Source organism: Arthrobacter sp. Leaf337, assembly GCF_001423745.1.
Taxonomy (GTDB): domain Bacteria; phylum Actinomycetota; class Actinomycetes; order Actinomycetales; family Micrococcaceae; genus Arthrobacter.
The window spans coordinates 670757-693350 of sequence record NZ_LMPC01000012.1; the positions used below are offsets into that span (position 1 = coordinate 670757).

At 66.5% G+C, this 22594-nt stretch carries 23 protein-coding genes; 7 read left to right on the plus strand and 16 right to left on the minus strand.

All coding sequences use genetic code 11. The annotated features are described in order from the left end of the window. Positions 1 to 27: 27 nt before the first annotated feature. From ASF98_RS12290 to ASF98_RS12300, 3 genes are all read right to left on the minus strand, one after another. Positions 28 to 1392, minus strand: coding sequence for an MBL fold metallo-hydrolase (locus ASF98_RS12290; RefSeq protein ID WP_055802459.1), 1365 nt, complete (start codon positions 1390 to 1392; stop codon positions 28 to 30). 101 nt (positions 1393 to 1493) lie between these two features. Continuing rightward, the gene (gene nhaA / locus ASF98_RS12295) at positions 1494 to 2849 is read right to left on the minus strand and encodes a Na+/H+ antiporter NhaA (protein WP_055802066.1); all 1356 of its coding nucleotides are present in this window, start codon (positions 2847 to 2849) and stop codon (positions 1494 to 1496) included. 114 nt (positions 2850 to 2963) lie between these two features. After that, positions 2964 to 3761, minus strand: coding sequence for an alpha/beta hydrolase (locus tag ASF98_RS12300; RefSeq protein ID WP_055802068.1), 798 nt, complete (start codon positions 3759 to 3761; stop codon positions 2964 to 2966). Between the two features lie 268 nt (positions 3762 to 4029). Here ASF98_RS12300 and ASF98_RS12305 point away from each other — a divergent pair, with 268 nt between their 5' ends. The 4 genes from ASF98_RS12305 (at position 4030) to ASF98_RS12320 (ending at position 8176) form a co-directional block, all read left to right on the plus strand. Beyond that, on the plus strand, positions 4030 to 5136 hold the full coding sequence (locus ASF98_RS12305; protein WP_055802071.1) for a GTP pyrophosphokinase: 1107 nt from the start codon (positions 4030 to 4032) through the stop codon (positions 5134 to 5136). A gap of 6 nt (positions 5137 to 5142) precedes the next feature. Further along, entirely contained in the window at positions 5143 to 6645 is a 1503-nt protein-coding gene (locus ASF98_RS12310; protein ID WP_055802074.1) for a SulP family inorganic anion transporter, read from the plus strand. A gap of 155 nt (positions 6646 to 6800) precedes the next feature. Beyond that, positions 6801 to 6995 (plus strand): YegP family protein, encoded by a 195-nt coding sequence (locus tag ASF98_RS12315; RefSeq protein ID WP_055802076.1) that lies wholly within the window; start codon positions 6801 to 6803, stop codon positions 6993 to 6995. A gap of 122 nt (positions 6996 to 7117) precedes the next feature. Beyond that, positions 7118 to 8176: a bile acid:sodium symporter family protein gene (locus tag ASF98_RS12320; RefSeq protein WP_055802078.1), complete on the plus strand. Its 1059-nt coding sequence runs from the start codon at positions 7118 to 7120 to the stop codon at positions 8174 to 8176. Between the two features lie 3 nt (positions 8177 to 8179). On the opposite strand, the gene ASF98_RS12325 is transcribed toward ASF98_RS12320, so the two are convergent. From ASF98_RS12325 to ASF98_RS24810, 3 genes are read right to left on the minus strand one after another with little or no spacing between them, the layout of a single operon-like run. Next, positions 8180 to 8794, minus strand: a complete 615-nt coding sequence (locus ASF98_RS12325) for a TetR/AcrR family transcriptional regulator (RefSeq protein ID WP_055802081.1) — start codon at positions 8792 to 8794, stop codon at positions 8180 to 8182. Positions 8795 to 8807: 13 nt separating this feature from the next. Next, positions 8808 to 9515: a PAS and ANTAR domain-containing protein gene (locus tag ASF98_RS12330; protein WP_055802084.1), complete on the minus strand. Its 708-nt coding sequence runs from the start codon at positions 9513 to 9515 to the stop codon at positions 8808 to 8810. 5 nt (positions 9516 to 9520) lie between these two features. After that, positions 9521 to 9841: a YegP family protein gene (locus tag ASF98_RS24810; protein ID WP_055802087.1), complete on the minus strand. Its 321-nt coding sequence runs from the start codon at positions 9839 to 9841 to the stop codon at positions 9521 to 9523. Between the two features lie 330 nt (positions 9842 to 10171). On the opposite strand from ASF98_RS24810, the gene ASF98_RS12340 reads away from it, so the two are divergent. Both ASF98_RS12340 and ASF98_RS12345 read left to right on the plus strand, forming a co-directional pair. Beyond that, positions 10172 to 10537: an ArsR/SmtB family transcription factor gene (locus tag ASF98_RS12340; protein ID WP_055802090.1), complete on the plus strand. Its 366-nt coding sequence runs from the start codon at positions 10172 to 10174 to the stop codon at positions 10535 to 10537. A gap of 78 nt (positions 10538 to 10615) precedes the next feature. Continuing rightward, positions 10616 to 11092 (plus strand): hypothetical protein, encoded by a 477-nt coding sequence (locus tag ASF98_RS12345; RefSeq protein WP_055802093.1) that lies wholly within the window; start codon positions 10616 to 10618, stop codon positions 11090 to 11092. Between the two features lie 26 nt (positions 11093 to 11118). Here the strand turns inward: ASF98_RS12345 and ASF98_RS12350 are convergent, their stop codons facing one another. From ASF98_RS12350 to ASF98_RS12370, 5 genes are all read right to left on the minus strand, one after another. Beyond that, complete coding sequence (locus tag ASF98_RS12350; protein ID WP_055802096.1) at positions 11119 to 11499, minus strand: nuclear transport factor 2 family protein; 381 nt, start codon at positions 11497 to 11499, stop codon at positions 11119 to 11121. A gap of 101 nt (positions 11500 to 11600) precedes the next feature. Continuing rightward, positions 11601 to 13364, minus strand: a complete 1764-nt coding sequence (locus ASF98_RS12355) for an acetyl/propionyl/methylcrotonyl-CoA carboxylase subunit alpha (protein ID WP_055802098.1) — start codon at positions 13362 to 13364, stop codon at positions 11601 to 11603. Beyond that, positions 13364 to 15076, minus strand: coding sequence for a 5-oxoprolinase/urea amidolyase family protein (locus ASF98_RS12360; RefSeq protein ID WP_055802101.1), 1713 nt, complete (start codon positions 15074 to 15076; stop codon positions 13364 to 13366). The genes ASF98_RS12355 and ASF98_RS12360 overlap by 1 nt, the downstream gene beginning before the upstream one ends. 62 nt (positions 15077 to 15138) lie before the next feature. Next, positions 15139 to 16476, minus strand: coding sequence for an MFS transporter (locus ASF98_RS12365; RefSeq protein WP_055802105.1), 1338 nt, complete (start codon positions 16474 to 16476; stop codon positions 15139 to 15141). A 101-nt stretch (positions 16477 to 16577) separates the two neighbouring features. Continuing rightward, entirely contained in the window at positions 16578 to 17336 is a 759-nt protein-coding gene (locus tag ASF98_RS12370) for a LamB/YcsF family protein (RefSeq protein WP_082506811.1), read from the minus strand. Between the two features lie 106 nt (positions 17337 to 17442). Here ASF98_RS12370 and ASF98_RS12375 point away from each other — a divergent pair, with 106 nt between their 5' ends. Continuing rightward, positions 17443 to 18162, plus strand: a complete 720-nt coding sequence (locus tag ASF98_RS12375; RefSeq protein ID WP_055802108.1) for a GntR family transcriptional regulator — start codon at positions 17443 to 17445, stop codon at positions 18160 to 18162. A gap of 379 nt (positions 18163 to 18541) precedes the next feature. On the opposite strand, the gene ASF98_RS12380 is transcribed toward ASF98_RS12375, so the two are convergent. The 5 genes from ASF98_RS12380 to ASF98_RS12400 form a co-directional block, all read right to left on the minus strand. Next, entirely contained in the window at positions 18542 to 19501 is a 960-nt protein-coding gene (locus ASF98_RS12380) for a ribokinase (RefSeq protein ID WP_055802110.1), read from the minus strand. Between the two features lie 13 nt (positions 19502 to 19514). Beyond that, positions 19515 to 20168: a DedA family protein gene (locus ASF98_RS12385; RefSeq protein ID WP_055802113.1), complete on the minus strand. Its 654-nt coding sequence runs from the start codon at positions 20166 to 20168 to the stop codon at positions 19515 to 19517. Continuing rightward, a complete protein-coding gene (locus ASF98_RS12390; RefSeq protein ID WP_156372375.1) occupies positions 20165 to 20725 on the minus strand; it encodes a hypothetical protein in 561 nt (186 codons plus the stop codon). The genes ASF98_RS12385 and ASF98_RS12390 overlap by 4 nt, the downstream gene beginning before the upstream one ends. 49 nt (positions 20726 to 20774) lie before the next feature. Beyond that, positions 20775 to 21878 (minus strand): FAD-dependent oxidoreductase, encoded by a 1104-nt coding sequence (locus ASF98_RS12395; protein ID WP_055802462.1) that lies wholly within the window; start codon positions 21876 to 21878, stop codon positions 20775 to 20777. Between the two features lie 107 nt (positions 21879 to 21985). Then, on the minus strand, positions 21986 to 22540 hold the full coding sequence (locus ASF98_RS12400; RefSeq protein ID WP_055802118.1) for a cysteine hydrolase family protein: 555 nt from the start codon (positions 22538 to 22540) through the stop codon (positions 21986 to 21988). Positions 22541 to 22594: the final 54 nt, after the last annotated feature.

Genomic DNA, 22594 nt, shown 5'->3' on the forward strand with positions numbered 1-22594 from the left:
CCAGAGAAGGGACGCGCGCGCTCCTGATTACGCCGGCGGGGCGTTGTCCAGGGCCACCCCGGCTGCCTCTGCGTCGCCGAACCTGGCATCCAGGTAGATCACGTCCCTGCCCGCGCGCTGCAGCAGGCTGGCGGCCACTCCGGCCCGGTAGCCGGTTCCGCAGTGGACCCACAACCGTCCCGCCGGCACTTCGTCCAGGCGGGTCAGGAGCTGGTGGACGGGAACGTTGACAGCACCGGCCACATGGGACGCTGCAAACTCGTCCGTCCGCCGCACGTCAAGGACCGTGTCCCCATCCGCGCGGCCTGCCAGCAGGCCGTCCCAGCCGAGCCGCGGGTAGGAGGCGACGGCGGCATCCGGCGCCAGCGCCTGCGGTTCGGTTCCGACGGCGGCATCCGGCGAATCGATGCCGATGCGGGAGAGGTCGCGGATGGCCTTTTCCACGTCCTCGCGGGAACCCACGAGGGTGAGCTTCTCGTCCCAAGGCAGGACCCAGCCCAGGTAGGTGGTGAAGTTGGAGCCGCTGCCATATTCAAAGCTGACGCTGCCTTTGAGATGGTTGCTGGCGAACGCCACGCGGCGGCGAAGGTCAACCACCCATTCGCCGCCGTCCAGGCGGCGGGTGAGCTCTGCGGGGTCCACTGACTCCGGGACGGCGAGGTCCGCCGGGCCGGGTCCCTTGGCGTTCAGGGCGCCCATGTGCGCGTAGTACGAGGGATACGCGGAGAGGTTGGCGATGAGTTCCTGGACGAAGTGGTCCTCGTCCGGATCGATGAGGGCGTGGTTGGCAGCGAGCTGCTCACCAAGAGTGGAGGAGCCCGCCTTGCTCGCCGGACCGGACGAACAGAAGGATCCGAAGCCGTGGGTGGGGAACAGTGCGGCATCGGGCCGCGCCTCGGCCACGAGCCGGCGAACCGAAGCGTACTGGTCGTGCGCCAGGCCCACGGTGTCGGACGCCGCGACCAGGTCTGTCCGGCCGACGGAGCCGTACAGCAGGCTGCCGCCGGAGAACACCGCCTGCTTGTCGCCGTCGTCCACGATGAAGGACAAGTGGGTATGGGTGTGTCCCGGGGTGGCGACGGCCCTGACTGTCAGGGATCCCACGCGGACGGCCTGGCCGTCGGTGATGGCTTCGCGCTCGAACTGGACCGGGTCCGCGGCGTTGACCAGGTACGTCGCGCCATGGGTTCTGGCGAGCTCCAGTCCACCGGTGACGTAGTCGTTGTGGAGGTGGGTTTCAGCGACGTGGGTGATGGTCACGCCCGCTTCACGCGCGGCGGCTTCCACGCGGTCCGTGTCCCGTTGCGGATCAATGACCAGGCCCACCGTGCCGTCGTGCACCAGGTAGCTCCGGTCTCCCAGCGGCGGCGTATCGATCACAATGACATCCATGGCGTCCTCCTCGACGGCCACATTTGCCTCTGGCGTGGCTTCCGGCCGTACTCAAACCATACCCCTAGGGGTATGAAGCAGCAAGAGGCCAACGAGGTCCGTCAGGCCTGGTTTCCGTGTTCGTAGACGTCCGGGATGCCGTCCCGATCCGAGTCCACCTTCTCGCGTTCTTCCGCCTCACGGTACTGGCGGTTCCTGGTCCGCAGCACCACGGCTGCCAGTATTGCGGCGAGGAGCGACGCCGCCAGGATGCCAACCTTCGCGTGATCGTCGTGCAGGCTGCCGTGGCCGAAGCTGAGTTCCGCGACCAGCAGGGACACGGTGAAGCCGATACCGGCCAGGAGGGAAACTCCAAACACGTCGATCCATTTGAAGGACCCGTCCAGCCGCGCCCGGGTGGCCTTGGTAAGGATCCACGTGGTGCCCATGATGCCGAGGGGTTTGCCCAGGACGAGGGCCATGATGATGCCGATGGCCACGGGGTCGGCCAGCGCCGAACCCAGGCCTTCCCAGCCACCGACGGCCACGCCGGCAGAGAAGAAGGCGAAGACCGGAACGGCCACTCCGGCCGAGATGGGACGGAAGCGGTGTTCGAAGATTTCCGCGAGGCCGGGGCCGGCGTCCGGACCCCCGCTGGCCTTGGACCGGAGCACCGGCACGGCGAACCCCAGCAGCACACCCGCCACCGTGGCGTGGATGCCGGAGGCGTGCACCAGGGCCCAGGTGGCGACGCCGAGCGGCAGGAGGATGCCCCAGGCGGCCATGAAGTGGACGCCGAAGAAGCGGCGGTACCTCTGGGCAAGGAAGGCGTACAGCGCCAGCGGGATGAGCGCGAGCAGCAGCGGGGCGGCCTGGATGTCTCTCGAATAGAAGAACGCGATGATGCTGATGGCAATGAGGTCGTCCACCACCGCCAGGGTGAGCAGGAAGATGCGCAGGGCACTGGGCAGGTGGGATCCGATGATCGCCAGCACTGCCACCGCGAACGCGATGTCCGTTGCGGTGGGGATGGCCCAGCCGCGCAGGGTTTCCGGGCTGTATATGTTCACAGCGGCATATATCAGGGCCGGGACAATCACGCCGCCGGCCGCGGCAGCCACGGGCACGATCGATTTGCTGATCTGGCGCAGGTCCCCGGCCACGAACTCCCGCTTGAGTTCCAGGCCCACCAGGAAGAAGAAGATGGCCAGCAGTCCGTCGGCGGCCCAGGCGCCCAGGCTCAGCTCGAGGTGCCAGGGCTCGTACCCGATCCGGAAATCCCGCAGTGCGAAGTAACTGTCCGAGACCGGCGAATTCGCCCAGATCAGCGCGATGACCGCAGCGGCCACAAGGAGTGCACCGCCCACTGTTTCCTTGCGCAGGATCTCGCCGATGCGCAGCGATTCCGCGTAGCTGCCGTAGCCAAGGATGGTGAAGCGCGGTTTGGCGTCAGGTGCGGGCGTAGGTGTTTGGCTCATGAAGCGTCCTAAACGTTGAGTCGACAAAACTATGCCGACCAGACTTCCCGGCGCACCTTCCTCCAGTCTAGGGGACGGACCCTGCCGCCGGGCGGACAGAAGCCGGGCAGATGTTCAGCCCAGGAGTTCCTGCACCAGGTCCCGGCACTTCCGGTAGGCCGGGGCCTTGGGGTCAATCAACGCGAAATGGTCTCCGGGGACGTTCAGCAGCTGAACGGGTCCGCCGGCAGCCTTCGCCGCGCCGGCGTAGGACACGGACTGGCTGGCGGGAACGTCGTCGTCGTCGCTGCCGTGGACGGCGTAAACGGGGACCCGCAACGGAATAGCGCTCATGGGGTCCACGTACTTGTGGCGCTTCGGATACTTCGCTGACGAACCGCCCAGCAGGTTGCTGACTGCGCCGTTGCTGAGGTTCAGCTTTTCGGCATCGGCCAGGTTCAGGAGGCCGGCCTGGCTGACCACCCCGGTGAGCTGCACGGCGCCGTCGTCGTCGTTCCTCCGCTTCAGCTGGCGGTCGGCGTCCGGCGCGCCCAGCTGCCCAAGCCGGGTCCGGCCGGCAGCCCAGACCGCCAGGTGCCCGCCGGCCGAGTGGCCCAGGGCCACGACTTTTTCGAGGCCAAGCCCGTGGATCGCCGCGACGTCCCTGAGTTTGTCGATTCCCGCCAGAACATCTTCGAAGGTGTTCGGCCAGCCGCCGCCGTTGCCGGCACGCCGGTACTCCAGGTTCCAGGCGGGCATTCCGTGCATGGCAAGGTCCCGGGCCAGCGGCTCGCCGAGCTCGGCGCCGTACTGCGAGCGCCAGTACCCGCCGTGGATAACCACCACCACGCCGCGGGTTACAGCCGCGTCCGGCAGGAACAGCTCACCCCACTGACTCGGGTCATCGCCGTACTGGTACTTGTGCCGCTTCACTGCGTCCTCCTTCGGGCCCGACGAACAGGAAGCGGACAATGCCCCCAGTGCCACTGCTGCGGCGGCGCCAAGAAGCCCGCGGGAAAGCAGGGTCCGACGCCGCACATCAGCCATGTGCCGAGCCTACCTTGGGAGGCAGACAGCTTGCGCCAGCGCGTTCGACGACGGCGCCTGGCGCCGTTCACCGCGTGTACCGCGGGCCCACGGACCGCACTGCCCGGGGGGTGTCACCCCCCTGGGTGTCGCAGGCCGCCCGTAAGCTGGAAACATGGCTACCAACTGGGACCGCCTGGACGCAGGCCTGCGCGAGTCCGTGCAGGAAAACGTGGAGCTCTATGCACGGGTGCGCCCTGCCCTGAAGCGGGTCACGCGGGAAGTCCTGCTGACGCTCCGGAGCATGCTCAAGGACACCGAGGTAACGCCGCTGTTCGTCACCGGCCGCACCAAGACAGTGGAGTCCTTCAAGGAGAAGATTTCCCGCACGGAGGAGCCGCTGGAACCCGGCGGTGCGCCACTGCTGAAGTTCCCTGATCCGTTCCGCACGCTCAATGACATGGTGGGCGTCCGCGTCATCACCAAACTGCCTGCAGAGAATGCGGTGGTGGCCAACCTGATCAAGCGCCAGCGCCAGCTCTTTGACTGCCGCGGCGACCGCGAAAAGGACATCGGCTCCATCGAATCCGGCACCTACGGCTACTCCAGCCGCCACCTGATCCTGCGGACCATCCAGAACGAGGCGGTCAAGGAGTACCAGCAGGTATTCAACCCGGACATCCAGCCCAACGGCAGCTACTTCTTTGAATGCCAGATCCGCACTGTTTTTGCGCACGCCTGGAGCGAGATCGAGCATGACATCCGCTTCAAGGCCGAGGATCCCCGGGCCTGGACCCCGCATTTCGATCGTCAGTTCACCGCCACCGCGGCCATGCTGGAAACAGTGGAAGGCGCCTTCGCGGACCTGCACGAACGGTACGAAGAAGTCCGCAGCTACTGGGACACCGACGGTGAAGGCGCCGCCCAGCTCACTCCGAACCGGATCCGCGACGTCTGGCGGACGCTGCTTCCGCACGTTGACCGTAAAGTGGATGATGACTGGGGCTGGGCAGCCGAACTCATGGCGGCGCACGGCCTCAACCAGACCATGCAGCTGGCAGAGCTGCTCAGCGCGAACCGGATCACCGAGGTCCGCAAGGCCTTGGACCACAGATACTCCCCCGGCCCGGACCGGCTGCTGGATGACCTGCTGCTGTGGCAGTACGGCACCAAACACATTGACCTCACCGCGGAGGCGCCCGACGTCGTTCCGCACCCCCGGCGCGACAGCCTCCTGCGGAGGCTGAAGCAGATCGAGCGCTATCGCCAGACCAAGCCCTAGGAACACATGAAGCCCGAACAACTCCAGTCCGTCCGGGCCACGCTCCGATCCCCGCGCCGCCTCAAGACCGAAGCCCTCGCCGGACTGGTGGTGGCCCTGGCCCTCATCCCCGAGGCCATTGCCTTCTCCGTCATCGCCGGTGTGGATCCCCGGATCGGGCTGTTCGCGTCCTTCACCATGGCCGTCACCATCGCTTTCGTGGGCGGCAGGCCCGCCATGATCTCCGCAGCTACCGGCGCGGTTGCGCTGGTGATCGCCCCGCTGATGCGGAGCCACGGCCTGGACTACCTGATCGCCGGGGTGATCCTGGCGGGCGTCTTCCAGATCCTCCTGGCGCTCCTGGGCGTCACCAAGCTCATGCGCTTCATTCCGCGTTCCGTGATGGTGGGGTTCGTGAACGCACTGGCCATCCTTGTGTTCATGGCACAGCTGCCCGAGCTGATCAACGTTCCGTGGCTGGTCTATCCGCTGGTGGCCGTCGGACTGGTGATTGTCGTCGCGCTCCCGCGGCTGACCACGGCCGTGCCCTCCCCGCTCGTGGCCATCGTGGCCCTCACGCTGTTTGCCGTGCTGGCCAACATCGACGTCCCGGCCGTCCGGGACAAGGGCCAGCTTCCCGAAAGCCTGCCCGCCCTCTTCATTCCCAATGTGCCGCTGACGCTGGAAACCTTCCAGATCCTTGCGCCCTTCGCGCTGTCCATGGCACTGGTGGGCCTGCTGGAATCGCTGATGACGGCCAAGCTTGTTGACGACATCACCGACACCCGTTCCAACAAGACCCGCGAGTCCTGGGGCCAGGGCGTGGCAAACATCGTCACCGGTTTCCTGGGCGGCATGGGCGGCTGCGCCGTGATCGGCCAGACCATGATCAACGTCAAGGGCTCCGGCGCCCGGAGCCGGGTGTCTACGTTCCTGGCCGGCGTGTTCCTGCTGGTCCTGGTGGTGACGCTGGGCGGCATCGTGGGCCTGATCCCCATGGCCGCTCTGGTGGCCGTGATGATCTTCGTCTCCGCCATCACGTTCGAATGGCACTCCATTGCCCCGAAGACGCTCAAGCGGATGCCCAAGTCCGAAACAGCAGTCATGCTCATCACCGTGGGCACCGTCGTGGCCACTCACAACCTGGCCATCGGGGTGGGAGTCGGTGTACTGGCGGCCATGGCCATGTTCGCCAGGCGCGTGGCCCACTTCGCCACCGTGGAGCGGACGGAGGTCGAGCTCAACGGTGACACCGTTGCCACGTACACGGTGGACGGGGAGCTCTTCTTCGCCTCCTCCAACGATCTCTACACGCAGTTCGAATATGCCCGCGATGCCGCCCCCACGGTGGACCGCGTCATCATCGATTTCCATGCCTCCCACCTGTGGGATGCCTCCACCATCGCCGTGCTGGACGCCGTCACCGAGAAGTACCGCCGGCACGGCAGGGAAGTGGAGCTGATCGGCCTCAACTCCGCCAGCACCCAGATGCGCGAACGGCTCGCGGGGAAGCTGAACGCCGCGGACTAGCCGCGTTTCGGCGGGCATGCCGCCCAACGTGGCCCACCCTCCGTCCTGCCGACACAAATCGTTGTCTAATTCATATGACAAGAATTGTCATCTACAGTTGGAGGGGAGCAGCCTGCGGCTACCGTGCAGGCGCACCACCTTGGGGGAGGTCCAGCATGGCAGGAAAATTCGAACTCGTCGCCGCGGAACAGGGCGGCGTCCGCATCCGGCTCGTCAACGGGGCAGGCAACATCCTGGCAGTCTCGGGAATCTACCGGGACAGCGCGGCGGCCGCTTCCGGTGTCACTGAGATCCGCGAGCACGCAGCCACGGCGCATATCGCCGATTACAGCACCCCGCCGTCGCAGTAGCAGCCGCAACAGACCGCCCGGCGCGTGGCCGGTCAGCCCGAACGAGCCCAGAATCCGACACAAATGTCAGACGTCTGTTCATGAAGTGGCTGGAATAGGCGTTCGGATGTGAGCATTATTGGATGCTTGAGGCAACAAAAACCCACGAAAACACCACCGCCGGCAGCGAAGCCGACGCCGCCCGGCTGAATCCGGCGCTGGCCGCCGAGGCGAAAATCGCCCGTATCGCCGTCACGGTCTTCCCGCTGCTGGTAGTCGCCGCAGGCATTGCCGGATTCCTGGTGCCCGGCGCCTTCAAGCCCATGGGCCCCAGCGTCCCGTACCTGCTGGGCATCATTATGTTCTGCATGGGCCTGACGCTCACCCCGCCCGACTTTGCCTCGGTGGTCAAGCGCCCCTGGGCCGTAGTGCTGGGCATCGTGGCCCACTACGTGATCATGCCGGGTGCCGGCTGGCTGATTGCCGTGGCCCTCAACCTGCCACCCGAACTGGCCGTGGGCCTCATCCTGGTGGGCTGCGCACCGTCCGGAACGGCCTCCAACGTGATGGCCTTCCTGGCCAAGGGCGATGTGGCACTGTCCGTGGCCGTCGCGTCCGTCTCCACACTGATCGCTCCGATCGTCACTCCCCTGCTGGTCCTGTTCCTGGCGGGGTCCTTCCTGCAGATCGACGCCGGCGCCATGGTCCTGGACATCGTCAAGACCGTCCTCCTGCCCGTCATTGCCGGACTCCTGGCCCGGCTGTTCCTCAAGAAGCTCGTCGCGAAGGTGCTGCCGGCACTCCCGTGGGCGTCCGCCGTCGTGATTTCACTGATTGTGGCGATTGTGGTGGCCGGCAGCGCCAGCAAGATCGTTGCCGCAGGCGGCATCGTGTTCCTTGCCGTTGTGCTGCACAACGGTTTCGGCCTGGGACTCGGATACCTCGCCGGCAAGCTGGGCCGCTTGGACGACAAGGCCCGCCGCGCGCTGGCTTTTGAAGTGGGGATGCAGAACTCCGGACTGGCCGCCACGCTGGCAACGGCACACTTCAGCCCGCTGGCCGCGCTGCCGTCCGCGGTGTTCTCGCTCTGGCACAACATCTCGGGCGCGATCGTGGCCGCCTGGCTGGCCCGCCGGCCGCTGCGCGACGATACTGCCGTTCCGCCGGCAGCACTCCCCGCCACGGCCGCCCAGGACGCCTAAGCGTCAATTGCGGTGGTGTTCGATCAGCCAGCCGGCCATCTGCTGGGCCCGCTTCGACGCCAGGAAGTCCCCCTCGGTCGCTGAAATGATGGAGCCCTTCATCAGGATGTGCCAGGACCGCGCAAATTCCTCGGTCCGGCTCAGCCCGGCTTCCTCGGCCAGGGCCTCGATGTGGCCGCGGATCCGGCTGAGGTAGCCGATGCTCGCTTTTCCCAGCGGATGCTCGGGTCCCATCTCCAGCAGGACGTTGATGAACGTGCACGCCTCGAAGTCGTCGCGGTGGAACCAGTCGCCGAAGACATCGAAAACAGCGAGCAGCCGCTCCTCGGGGGTGCTGCCGCGGCGCCGGGCTTCGGAGACGATGAGGTCCACGGTCCACACCTGGTCACGGAGCGCCAGGAACGCCAGGACCAGGGCGTCTTTTGACGGGAAATGCCGGTAGAACGTGGCCTTGGCAACGCCGGAACGGCTGATGAGCTCATTGGTCCCCACATCGCGGATCCCGCGGCGGGAGAACAGCTCATAAGCGGTGGCAAGAATGCGGTCCACTGGGTCATCGCGGCCCGCCAGTGCCCGGGCGGGCAACAACGAGGAACGGTTGGCGTCTTCGGCAGTCATCTTAGAAGGAATTTTACATGGAGCGCTGCTGGCGCCTCCCATGATGTCCGCGGATGCCAAGCGTTTCCGGCCGGCGGCGGAAAGGTCCGCGGTGAAGGGCCTGGATGAAACTGTCCAGGAGTGCGGGGTCCTTGGCGTTGTTGGCCAGGTCCACAAGGTCAGCTGCAGTCCTCGCGAGCTTGATATTGCTGTGCTGGCTGTGGCTGACGAGCAGGTTGAAGGCATCCTCCGCGCTGAGGTGCAGGGCACCCATCAGGATCCCCTTGGCCTGCTCGATGGTGCTGCGGCTCGCATTGGCCGCCGAGACGGCGGCCCGGGCGAACTGTTCCGTCTCACGCCGCAGCGTCAGGGTGAGGTCGACGACGAACCCGGCAATGTGGCTCAGCCTGGCGTCCTGGTCGAGGAAGCCCTCCCCTGTTGTCAGGATCCTGTGCTCCCGCAGGCGGGCGTCGATCAGCCGGTCGAAACTGAAGAATTTGCCGCCCGCGTTGCGGGCCTGCGTGAAGATCTCCCGGCTGCGGTTACGGTCGTCCGGGTGCTTGTGCGAGTGGAAAAGTTCCAGAGTGGGCACAATCTCACCGCGGCCGTAGCCGTGGATGAGGTATAGCTCCTCGGACCAGTCGAGCCTGCCGGTTGCCGCGTCATACCTGAACGTCCCGGCGATGCAATCCGCCGCCGCCAAGGCGTCGGAGTGCACCTGCGGGACTTTCCGTGCGGCCATGGAACTTACCACGCAGGAAAATCTGCGACGACGGCCCCCGGCTTGAGGGATTGCTGCCACCGGGCCAGAATCTGCCGTCTCCGGCTCGCTGCCCGGCTCCTAAAGGCAAGAGCTGCGGACGGTCCGCGGGAATGCTGGGGTTTCGGGGCCGGGACTTCGGTGACAAAGCCCATTCCTGCGTACTCGCGAACAGCCGCGATTCCGGCCACGGCGGCCCGCTTGTCCGGGAAGGGCTTCGAGAGCGCCATGACTGTTCCATCAGGAGCTGTCAGCCGAAATCTAAAGGAAGCATCCGCATCGGAAAATAATTCAAACATGCCTGCCATTGAGCCCTCCTGGAAACTCGGGATCGGGCCACTCCCGATGACGCCGTTGTCAGCGGAAGCGGCCTGAATCCATCCATGTGTAACCGACCGCGGTGACGGCCGGGCGAATTGATGAATTCATGAAAGTCTGAACTACTCAAGCCGTCCGCGCAAGGGCTGTCCGCGGACTAAATCCACCGATCATCCCTTTGCGGCCGGGGCTACGATATAGCTGCGACGGGGACCGATTCGCACCGTCGGGAGACAGACCTTTCTGTCTGCCGTAGGCTGTATTCGTTGAACAGGCGTTATGGTTACCGCCGAAATGCGGACGTTAGGAAGGGAGGCCCGATGAAGGACGAATTGCCTGCAGGCGTGGTCCTGAGTGAGGTAAAGGCCGAACTCTTCAAATCTCTGGGCCACCCTTCGCGGATCCGGGTCCTGGAAATGCTTGCCGACGGCCCCGTTGCCGTCAGCCGGCTGCGAGACGACACAGGCCTCGAACCCTCGAACCTCTCGCAGCACCTCGGCGTGCTCCGCCGCCAGCGCCTGATCGTCCCCTCGCGCCAGGACGGCCGGCTGTTCTACGAACTCTCCTGCCCCGAGGTGAGCGGTCTCCTCCTCTCGGCACGGTCGCTGCTTGTCACGGCCCTGCAGTCACAACGCCTGACGCTGATGACGCTGGATGAGCCTGCAAAGGAATCCGCGGTCCGCTAGCGACTCTGTCGGCCCGTTCCCCCGACGGCACCTGGGCGCCTGCCCGGCTAGGCTTATGTCATGTTTCAGGACGCCGGTATGTTATTCGATTCCGGCCGGATGTTCTATGGGCGCCTGCCCCGGGCCATCATCGGCGGCAGCGCCCTACTGTTGGTAGGAATCCTGCTGGCAATCTTCCTCACCGGCGCGCTGCAGTCGGAACCGGTGGCATGGACCGCCATTGCATGCGCCCTGATGCTCGTCACCTTCCTGGCGTTCGGCTTCTCCAGGATCCAAGTCCTCGACAACGAAGTGCGGTTGCAGTGGTTCCCGTTCTACCGCCGCAGGATTCCGGTTGCGGCAATCCAACGGGCCGCTCCGGCAACAATCCATGGCCTGCGCTACGGATTCGGGCTGCGGTTCGGGCCCTTCGGGCTGGGAATCATCCAGGACACAGGGCCGGGAGTCCAGCTCGACGTCGGACGGGGATATCTGCTGAGCCTTGGGTCAGCGGATCGCCAGGAACGGTTCCTTGCGGCCCTGGCGGCGGCTGGCGTCCACGTCCAGCGCTTCTGACAACAGGTGCCTACGTCGCCGCCCAGCTAGGCCTTTTCAACCCACTGGGCACGCCAATCGGGTGGTTCGAACGATTCGCTCCAGTAGGCCGTTTCCTTGGCAATGCGGCCGTCGCGGAATTCGAAGATGAACACCGTTTCGTACTGCGGTCCGTCGTAGTCCAGCAGGGCTTCGGCAGTTACCAGGTTCCCGCCGCTGAGCAGCCGGCGCAGCGTGATGGTGGGCAGTTGCGGGAAGGCGTTGTAGATTCCCCGGCGGTTCTCTGCACCGCGCACAATTTCTCCGGATTGCGGCCAGTGCATCACAGCATCGTCGTGGAACAGCTCGTCCATGACCTCGATCCGGCGGTCGTTGATACAGTCGATCAGCCGGTTAACTACTTTCTCATTGGTGCCGGTTTCATCCACAGCGTGGCTCCGTTTTCTGGAGGATCCTAGGGCTAACTAATGCCTTGCATTGTCCTCCGGAAACCCCGGCCGCACCACCGTTCTGGGCCCCTCCGCGGCGCCTATCCGATCAACGCCAGCACCGCCCCGGCAGTCACCACGCCGCCGGCTTCGGCGCGGATGCCCGTCACCGTTCCGTCGCGGTGCGCCGTCACCTGCGTTTCCATCTTCATCGCTTCAAGAACGACGACGGCGTCCCCCGCCGACACTTCGGCGCCCGGCTCCACGAGCCACTTGACGACAGTTCCGGCCATGTCGGCACGCAGCTCCCCCGGATCGGCCGTTCCGGAGGCGGCAGCACCGCCGTCGGACGCTGAATCAACCGACACGCCGGCGGGCAGAGCTCCGCCGGAACGTGCCCAGCCGTCCAGCAGGTCCGCCGGCAGTCCGACCGCCAGGCGTCGGCCGTCCACCTCGACAGTGACAGTACGGCGTGCGCCGTCGGGCGCGGTGGTGCTGTAGCCGGGATCGGCAGGGATCCGGTCCGCGAAGTCGGTTTCGATCCAGCGGGTGTGGATGCCCAGGCCGGTTTCGGAGGTGAAGTCCGGCGATTCCAGCACGGCGCGGTGGAACGGCAGAACGGTGGCCACGCCAGTGATTTCAATCTCAGCAAGTGCCCGGCGGGCGCGACGCAGCGCCTGCTGGCGGTCCGCGCCGGTGACGATCAGCTTGGCGAGCAGTGAGTCGAACTGCGGCGCCACGAACGACCCGGAGCGGACGCCGGTGTCCAGCCGGATGCCAGGGCCGGTGGGGCCGTGGAATTCGGCGATGGTCCCGGGTGAGGGCAGGAAGCCGCGCCCCACGTCCTCGGCGTTGAGCCGGAACTCGAAGGAGTGGCCGCGGGGTTCAGGATCGACGGTGATGCGCAGGGCTTCCCCGGCGGCAATCCGGAACTGTTCCTGGACCAAGTCGATTCCGGTGGTTTCTTCGGTGATGGGGTGTTCCACCTGCAGCCGTGTGTTCACTTCCAGGAACGCGACGGTGCCGTCCGCGGCCACGAGGAACTCCACGGTGCCGGCGCCGGAATAGCCGGCTTCCCGGCAGACTGCCTTGGCGGCGTCGTAAATCTGTTGGGTCTGCTCGTCGCTGAGGAACGGGGCTGGTGCTTCCTCCACCAGCTTCTGGTGCCGGCGCTGCAGTGAGCAGTCGCGGGTTCCGACGACCACCACGTTGCCGTGCGTGTCAGCCAGGACCTGCGCTTCGACATGGCGCGGACGGTCCAGGTAGCGCTCCACGAAGCATTCGCCGCGGCCGAAGGCTGCCACGGCTTCGCGGACGGCAGAGTCGAAGGATTCCTCGATCTCGTCCATGTTGCGGACCACTTTCAGCCCGCGGCCGCCGCCGCCGAAGGCCGCCTTGATGGCGATGGGCAGGCCGTGCTGTTCGGCGAAGGCCCGGGCCTCCGCGGCGGTGTCCACGGGTCCGTCACTGCCGGCCACCAGCGGCGCACCGGCACGGACGGCGATCTCGCGGGCGGTGATCTTGTTGCCAAGCTGCCGGATGGCCTCCGGTGTGGGGCCGATCCACGCCAGTCCGGCATCCAGGACGGCCTGGGCAAAATCCGCGTTCTCGGACAGGAAGCCGTAGCCGGGGTGGACTGCGTCAGCGCCTGATCTGGCAGCCACCTCGAGCAGCTTGGGGATGTTCAGGTAAGTGTCCGCCGGGGAGTTTCCGTCCAGGCTGAACGCTTCGCTTGCGGCGCCGACGTGCATGGCATCGGCGTCGATGTCCGCGTAGACGGCGACGGATTCCAGCTGGGCGTCGTCGCAGGCACGGGCAATCCGGACGGCGATTTCACCACGGTTGGCGATCAGGACCTTGCGCATCAGTTACTCACTTTTTCTTGGGACGTCTGTTCGGTCGAAGTCTGTTCAGAAGATTTCTGTTCCGGCGAAGGAGTCTGCTCGGGAACACGGCGGAAGCGGATGCTGCCGCCTATGGGCACCTGCGCGGCCAGGTCCAGCTGGTGGTCCACCACCACGCCGATCACGGGGTAGCCGCCCGTGATGGGATGGTCGGCCAGGAAGAGCACGGGGAGGCCTTCGGGCGGCACCTGGATGGCGCCCGCTACGGTGCCTTCGCTGGGCAGTTCGCCCCGCCGGCTGCGTTCCAGCGGCGTGCCGTCCAGCCGCATTCCCACGCGGTTAGACTGCGGCTTGACCACCCAGTCCTGCCCGCACAGGGAATCCAGGGCGGATTCATCGAACCAGTCGGCCCGCGGGCCCAGGACGATGTCCAGCACCGTGACGCCCTCGCCGGGGAAGTCCGGCTGGAGTTCGGGATCACCCACGACGCCGGATTCGGTGACGTCGCCGGATGCCAGCAACTGTCCGGCGGCAAGCGGGGCCGGTCCTATGCCGGACATGGTGTCGGTGGAACGGCTGCCCAGAACGGGCGCGGCGTCCACCCCGCCGCGGACTGCCAGGTAGCTGCGGAAGCCGGCCTCCGGCGCGCCAAGGGTCAGGGTTTCTCCGTCGAGCAGCGCAAACGGTGTGGCCATGGGAACCGTGCGCTGGCGCCCGGTCCCGTCGCTGTAAGCGTCTGCTTCAGCGTCCGACGGCGACGCGATGGTCAGTGCCGACGGCGCCCCGGCGACGGCCAGGACCTGGTCGCCGACGGCCTGGACTTTGAGTCCGCCGGCTACGCTCTCGATGGCTGCGGCCGAGGAGTTGTTGCCCACCAGCCGGTTGGCCCGGCGCAGCGAGGCCCGGTCCAGGGCTCCGGCGGCGGAGACTCCCAGCGCGGAGTGGCCGTGCCGGCCGAGGTCCTGGATGAGGCTTTGCAGCCCGGGTGACACGATCCGCAGGCCGGAAGCAGCCTCCCGGGCCGATACCTCCGTGGCGGTTACCGCCTCGGAGGCCGCATGTTCCGGTGCCATGGTCACCACATCGCGGACGGCGCGGAACTGGACGCGGTGTCCCGGGCTGGCCAGTGCGGGCTCGGACCGGCCGAGGTCCCACATGCGGGCCCCGGTGCGGCCGATCAGCTGCCAGCCGCCCGGGGACCTGCGCGGATACACCGCCGAATAGTTGCCCGCCAAAGCCACCGAACCGGCGGGCACCGCGGTGCGCGGCGAGCTGCGGCGCGGAACTTCCAGCACCTGATTCTCCCCCACCATGTAGCCGAAGCCCGGCGCGAACCCGGCAAAGGCCACCGTCCACACCTGGCCGGAATGGGCTTCGATGACGCCGTCCGTTCCGAGGCCGGTGAGCCGCCCCACTTCGGCGAGATCCTCGCCGTCGTACACGGTATCGATGAACACCAGGCCGCCGTCCTGTTTGACCGGAGCCGTCAGGTCCAGGTCCAGCAGGAACGAGCCCATGCGGCGGGCGGCGGCCGGCGAATCCGCGCGGACCATCACGGTCTGCGCGGCCGCCAGCACGTCCACCTGGCCCGGCAGCGGGGATTCCAGGAGCAGGGTCTGCAGGGCCAGGACGTCCTGCGTTCCGGAGAGCTCCGCGAGCACCGCCCGCGTTCCCACGGGCCGCACCGAGAGGACCTTGTGCACGCTCAGGGTTTCCATTGCCACCGCTTCCATCGTTGCCAATGCCTTAAAAGTTCTGTACTGAACAGGTTTCTGTGCTGGAGTTTCCGTGCCGCTCAGGCGAGGGAAGCTGCGTCCGCCAGGAGGCGCTCTTCTTCAGCGGTCTGCGGGTTCCGGCCGAGGGCCAGGCCCACAACCGTGACTGCGGAGGCCACCAGCAGGTAGGCCGCGATCAGGTACCAGTCACCGGACGCCGCGTAGAGGGCGGTGAAGATCAGCGGTGCCACGGCGCCGCCGATTACGCCGGCCAGGGTGTAGGCCAACGAGCTGCCGGCATAGCGCAGGCGGGCCGGGAACTGCTCGGTGATGTACGCGGCCTGGGGGCCGTACATGAAGGCGTGGAACGCCAGGCCGATCACCACGCCGACGGTCAGCATGAGCACGGACTTACCGTCGATCATGAGGAAGAAGAGCGGAATGTACAGTGCCGTTCCAACGGCGGCGATCCCGTAGACCATCCGGCGGTTGAACCGGTCGGTGAGGGCGCCGGCCAGCGGGATGAGGAACAGCTGGAAGGCCGAGCCGACCAGGATTGCCGTGAGGACATTGCCCGTGGTCATGCCGAGTTCCTTGGTGGCGTAGACGGCCACGAAAACCGTGAAGAGCGCGTAGAGGACGTCGGGGCAGACGCGGGAGAGGGCAGCGGCCACGAGGGCCCGGGGTTCCTTGCGGAACACCTCAGTGATGGGGGCCTTGGGCTGTTCACCGTGGGCCGCAATGGCCTTGAACACGGGGGTTTCCTCAAGCTTGAGGCGGATAATCAGGCCGAAGACCACCAGCAGTGCGGAGGCAAGGAAGGCCACGCGCCAGCCCCAGGAGAGGAAGGCTTCTGTGCTGAGCGTTGCGGCAAGGAGCGCCAGGACGCCGTTGGCCATCAGGTTGCCGGCGGGCGGGCCGATCTGGGCTGCAGAAGACCAAAAGCCGCGCTTGTTGGCGTCACCGAATTCGCTGGAGAGCAGGACGGCACCGCCCCATTCGCCGCCGACGCCGATGCCCTGGGCCAGGCGCAGGAGCACCAGGATGGTGGGGGCTGCCACGCCGATCACGGAATAATCGGGAAGCAGGCCGATAAGCACGGTGGCGACGCCGATGAGCATGAGGGTGACCACAAGGACTTGCTTGCGGCCGATCTTGTCGCCCAGGCGGCCGAAGATCACGCCGCCGATGGGCCGTGCCAGGTAGCCCACCGCAAAGGCGGAGAAGGAGAGCAGGAGGCCCACGAACTCGTCATTGCCCGGGAAGAAGATCTTGGGGAAGACCAGGGCGGAGGCCACCGAGTAGATGGCGAAGTCGTAGTACTCCAGCGAGGTTCCGGTCAGGCTGGCGACGTAGGCCTTCAGCGCGCCGGGCGGGATCTTTCGGCCGGTGCGGGCGGCCGTGTGATGTGTGGTCATGATTTTCCTTCAGGTGTGCGGCGGGAGCTGCCTGCATGCTGGTTGGGGGTGCTGCCGGGGGTCTGGCAGGGTGAGGCGGACGCCGTTAAGGCGAAAGCGGTTTAGGCGAAAGCCTTGATGGTGATGCCGGCGTCGGAAAGCGCAGCTTTCACTGCAATAGCCATGGCTACTGCCCCGGGGGAATCGCCATGGACGCAGATGCTGTCTGCATTGATTTTCAGGATGGAGCCGTCCACGGTGCGGATGGCGGAGTCGGCGGCCATGCGCAGGACGTGTTCGGCCACCTGGGCCGGGTCATGCAGGACGGCTCCGGGGAGCGAGCGGGAGACGAGCGTGCCGTCGGGATTGTAGGCGCGGTCGGCGAAGGCTTCGGAAACAGCACGGAGTCCGGCGGCCTCTGCAAGCCGCAGCACCTCCGAGCCGGGAAGGCCGAGGATCGGAAGTCCGGGATCGATGGACCGGACGGCGTCGACGACGGCGCGCGCCTGGGCGGTGTGGGAGACGATCGCGTTGTACAGGCCGCCGTGCGGCTTGACGTAGCGGACGCGTCCGCCTTCGGTGGCGGCCAGCGCCTGGAGTGCGCCGATCTGGTAGACGATATCGTCAGCCAGTTCACTGGGATCAATGTCCACGAAGCGGCGGCCGAATCCGGAGAGGTCACGGTAGCCCACGTGGGCGCCGATCATGACGCCGGCCTGCACGGCTTCGCGGCAGGTGCGGCGGATGACCGTGGGATCGCCGGCGTGGAAACCGCAGGCCACGTTGGCGCTGGACACGGACTGGAACATCGCCGTGTCGTCGCCCAGCGTCCAGCGGCCGAAGGACTCGCCTACGTCACTGTTCAGGTCCATATAAACCATTGTGATCCTCGTCTCATTGATTTGCTCTTACTAGGATGCACCAAATTTATCGATTGTTCAACAATCCTTCGATTCAACGATGTGACGATCGTGTAAATTCTGGAGTATGGCCACTTCAGAAGCAGCAACCCGGGGCGTATCCGGCACAGGCGCAACCTCCGCAGCAACGGCAACCGCGGCAGCCCGGCTGCGCGTCGCCGTGCCCTCGGTGGCGGACAGAGTGGCCGATGAACTGCGCCTGCAGCTGGCAGAAGGGATCCTGCTGCCGGGGGCGCGGCTGACCGAGTCAACGATTGCCGAGGACCTCGGCGTCTCCCGCAACACCGTGCGCGAGGCCTTTGCCGAGCTCGCGAGCGAGCGGCTGGTGGTCCGGCACCCCAACCGGGGCGTCTTCGTGGCCAGCCTGGAACCAGGCGATATCCACGACGTCTACACGGTCCGCCGCACCATCGAAGTCAGCGCGATCCGCGGCGGAGGCAGCCCCGAAGCCGTGGCCGCCGTCCGGGCGGCGGTGGAGGAAGGCAAGCTCGCGGCCGCCGCGAACGACGACGAGGGACTGGGCACCGCAAACCAGCACTTCCACGGCGCGATCGTGGCCCTGGCCGGAAGCCGCAGGCTGAACACGATCATGTCCCAGGTCCTGGCGGAGATGCGGCTGTTCTTCCACAAGGCCACGATGGACGCGAACTTCTACAGCGGCTACCTCAAGGACAACGAGGAGATCTGCGAGGCGCTGGAGGCCGGCGAGCTCGAGAAAGCCGCCGACCTGCTGCTGGCATACCTGGACCGCTCCGAGGATAAGCAAGCCGAAGTCCACGGGGAGTAGGGCCGGGGCAGCTCAATCCGGCTCAAGCGCGGTACCCTGAAACGCAGACTAGTTCAGGGGGATGAATGAAAGTCAGAGGCCATCAAGGCAAGCTCAAAGCCGGCGGCAGTGTCATCTTCAGCCGAAACGCAGCACCGGCCGGGCCAGGATTCGGTGCCTAGCATGCGGTCCTTCCTCGTATGCGCCGCCTGCGGATCAGCCGTGGTGCTGGTCCGGCACCCTCAGCAGGGCCCAAGAGCCTCACAGGACGAAATCCCGTCGCACTGCAGCAACCGGAACTGTGCCAACAGCAGCAAGCATACAAAGCTGGCCAGCGACTGGTACCGCCGCACTGCACTGGAGAGGCGCCAACCAGGCTGACGCCGGCGCTGGCTCTGCCCTATTCGCGCCCGCGCAGCCGCTCCACGTCGGCAACTCCGGCGTACGCAGCCTGCGTGCCCTTGCGTGTGGCGGCAAGCGCCGCCGCCGCTGAGGCGAAGGCTGCGGCTTCGGCCAGCGGCTCACCGGCCGCGAGCCGCGCAGCCATGGCGCCGGTGAACGCGTCGCCGGCTCCCGTGGTGTCCACGGCATGGACCGTGACCGGCGCGATCCGGGTGACGCGGTCCGCTCCGGCGGCCAGCGAGTCAAGAACCACCGAGCCGCTGGAGCCGAGGGTGACCACCACCCGCTGCAGCCCGCGTTCGGCGAACCTTTCCCGGATCTGGTCCCAGCCGGCGTCGTCCGCGTCCGCCACAGGAACATCCTGCCCGAGAACCAGCGACGCCTCGTGCGCATTGACCAGCAGCACATCGCACACATCCGCCAAGGCCTGCGGGATCTCGCCGTAAGGCGAAAGGTTCAGCAAAACTGTCGCGCCGGCGTCGTGCCCTGTTCGGGCAGCGGCTTCAACGGTCTCCAGGCTGACCTCAAGGCAGAGGCAGACCACGGAGGCGCCGTCGAACGCGTCCGCAGATGCCGCGACGTCGGCGGGCGCAAGGGTACCGTTGGCGCCGGCGGAGATGATGATGTTGTTCTCACCGTGGGCATCCACCGCGATGACGGCGACTCCGGTGGCAGCGGACTCTGAGATGCGTACGTGCGAGATGTCCACACCGGCGCCCGCGGTGGAGGCCAGGAGCATTTCGCCGTTGGAGTCGTCCCCCACGGCGCCGATGAGGCTGACTGCCCCGCCCAGCAGGCTGGCCGCCACAGCCTGGTTGGCGCTCTTGCCCCCGGGGTTGACGGCGAACCCGGTGCCGTGGACCGTCTCGCCCGGACGCGGGAGCCGTTCGCAGTAGATGGTCAGGTCGGCATTGAGGGAGCCGACGACGACGATCCGGCCGTGCGCTTCCGTGCCCATTCCAGCCACTCCCCTACGATTCGTTCTGATCCACGCGTTCGCGCTGCCGCCGGTAGGCCCGGACCGACAGCCATGCAATTGTGGCAGCCAGTGCGGCATAGACGGCGTAATTGAGGTATTTGGAGTAGTCCTCTATGAGCCGGTATTGGGCTCCGAGCAGCACGCCAAGGCTGATCAGCAGCGCGTTCCAGAGACCGCTCCCTGCAATGGTGAAAATGCTGAAAGTGGCCAGGTTCATTTTCTTGGCACCGGCAGGCAACGAAATCAGGCTGCGCACCCCCGGCAGGAACCGGCCGAAGAACACCGCCGACTTTCCGTGGCGCTGGAACCAGTCCGCGGCCTTTTCGAAGTCCTCGCGGTCCATCAGCGGAAGCCGGGACAGGCCCGTGATTGCCCGTTCCAAACCCAGTTTGGCACCCAGCCAGTACAGCAGTAAGGCACCGGCGTACGCGCCGAGCGTGCTGGTGATGAAGACGAGCGCCAGGACCATGCTCCCCTGCTTGGTGAGGAAGCCCGCCAGCGGCAGGATGACCTCGCTGGGAATAGGCGGGATGATGGTTTCAGCAAAGGTGAAGAGCCCGACGCCCCATTCCCCCAGCGAATCGATGCCCCGCGCGGCGAAGCCGGCTATTCCGGTGAGCTCATCCACAGCGTTTGCGGGCATCATGGCTGGACCTGGGCGCCGGGACGGAACCTCATAAAACCGAAGGCTGAGGAAATCAGGAGCAGCCCGCCGCCGATGGCAATCAGGTATCCGGCCACGGGAACGGTCCCCGCCTCAACCCCGCCGGAATCGGACGGTGCCGCCGTCAACGTCCGGGCTGAGCGGGACGGCGACGGCGGTGCCGATCCTGCCTGCGAGGCGGCCATGCCCGCGCGGGACGGCGATCCGGAAGACACTGCGGGGGCTGGCTCTGGTTCCTGGCCGGCGATGGTTTCCTGTAACGGCATATCTTCCTCGCCCGAACCCGTGACGACGGGTTGCGCTTCGCCGGGACCGGTGCCGTCCTGAGCGGTCCCGGAGGCGGGTCCGGCCGGGGCAGTCGCCGAAGAAGCGGGCGTCCGGGAGGGCGGCCCGCCGGAAACGCAGGAGTCGGCGTCGGCAGCAGGACCCTTCTTGTCCGCGCAGGGTGCGGCACTAGCGGACACAGCGAAAGCCAGGAGGCAGGCAGCCACGACGGACAGCACCGCGAGGATGCATGGAATCAGTCGACCGTTACGCATGTCAGCCAACGCTACCCGCTCCGGCGGAATCCGGCCTGCCAACCGATGCCTAGCGCCGGGCCGAGAACCTCGCCGGGGCGCTGCCGCCGTCGGCCAGGTCTGCAAGCACCCGGCCAATCGCCGGTGTGAACTTGAACCCGTGTCCGGAGAAACCGGCCCCCACCACCACCGGCCCGAAACGGTCCAGCACGAAGTCCTCAGTCGCGGTGCTGGTGTACGTGCAGCTGATCGGAACCGCCGAACCCGCATCCACGCCCGGCAGCCAGTCCCCGACGTAACGGACCAGCGCCTCCAGCTGCGCAGGTTCGGGGGTGAAGGTCCGCGCGTCCGGATCCGTCACGGGCCCCACGCCGTGCCAGCCTGCCTTGATGCCCTCGCCCGGAGTGAGCATTCCGTAGACCGGGCTGTACCAGTACGCGTCGCGGGGATCGTCCGGGTCGGGGTTGTGGTTGAAACTGGGCCACTCCAGCGAGTCATCCAGCGGCGTGAAGTGCGCCGGCTGCTCCTGCGTGACCACGAGCCTCGGGAGCCGGACCAGGCTCCCCGCAAGCTTGGTGGTCCACGCGCCGGCCGTGACCACAACGCGTCGCGCGGTGATCTCGCCGGAGTCAGTAACGACGACGGCGCGGTCGTCACCGGCGACGCGGATGTCGCGGACCGGCGTCGAGTACTCAAAGCGGGCGCCATGCGCCTCTGCGGCCTGGCGCAGCGCCAGCAGCGCCTCCCCGGCGCGGACCCGGCCGGAGCCCGGAACCACCAGCACGTCGCTCCGGAAGTTCATGCCCCGCCAGCGGTCCGCCGCTTCCGAGGCGGAGATGAAGTGGCTTTCTATGCCCCTCTGGGCATGCGACGACCGGACCTCCTGCAGCCGGCGGACGTTGCCGTGGTTCACCAGGCCCACAAGGTCCAGGAGCTGCCTGCCCGTTTCGGCGGCAAGCTCGTCCCAAAGATCCTTGGCCTCGGTGACCAGATCCAGGTAGTCAGCCTCCGCGTAGGCCATGTTGAAATTCCGGGTTGCGCCATGGGAGGCGCCGATGTGGTGCCCCTGCTCGAACTGTTCCAGGAGCCTGACCGAATGCCCGCGGCGGGCAAGCTGCCACGCTGCAGCGGATCCCATTGCCCCTCCGCCAACTACAACGACGTCAACTTCCACCAAAGCTCCACCCAATTCAATCCCGCAGCCTCTTCGTGAGGCCTGTTACGGGTTCCTATTCTGCCAATTGGACCAGTGGCTCGCACGCGGGGCTGACGGCGACCAGCTCAGTCCTTGAAGGTCACATCCTTGGTGTCCTCCACGGCAGCCGTCCGCCCGGGCGCCGTGTGGTATTTCCAGTACAGGTTGGTGTGCGCGATGACCTTGTCCGGCGGCGGCGCGCCCCATTCGCTCTGGTCCTCCGTGGTGTGTGCATCACCGACGAGCGTCACGTCGTAGCCGCGGACAAAGGCGCCGTGGATCGTGGACCGGATGCATTCATCCGTCTGCGCGCCTGCGACCACGAGTCTCCCCACTCCGGCTTTGGCCAGCACCTCTTCCAGGTTGGTGTCCTCGAACGAGTCCGCAAACGACTTGTGCACCAGCGCTTCAGGGTCCCGGCGCTTCAATTCCGGGACATATTCCCAGGCTTCGCTGCCCTTTTCCAGCTGCTCATCCGAGTGCTGGACCCAGACGATCGGCACTCCTTCACTGCGCGCCTTGTCCACGAGCGTGCCGATGTTGGCCACCACCTCGTCGCGCTGGTGTACATCGGCCACCACGCTGTTCTGGACGTCGATCACCATCAAGGCTGTATTGGGTCGATCTGACAATGTGGTCATAACGAGCTCCTTGGTGTGCGCTGAGGCAACGGAAGGGCCGCGGGAGGGCAATCC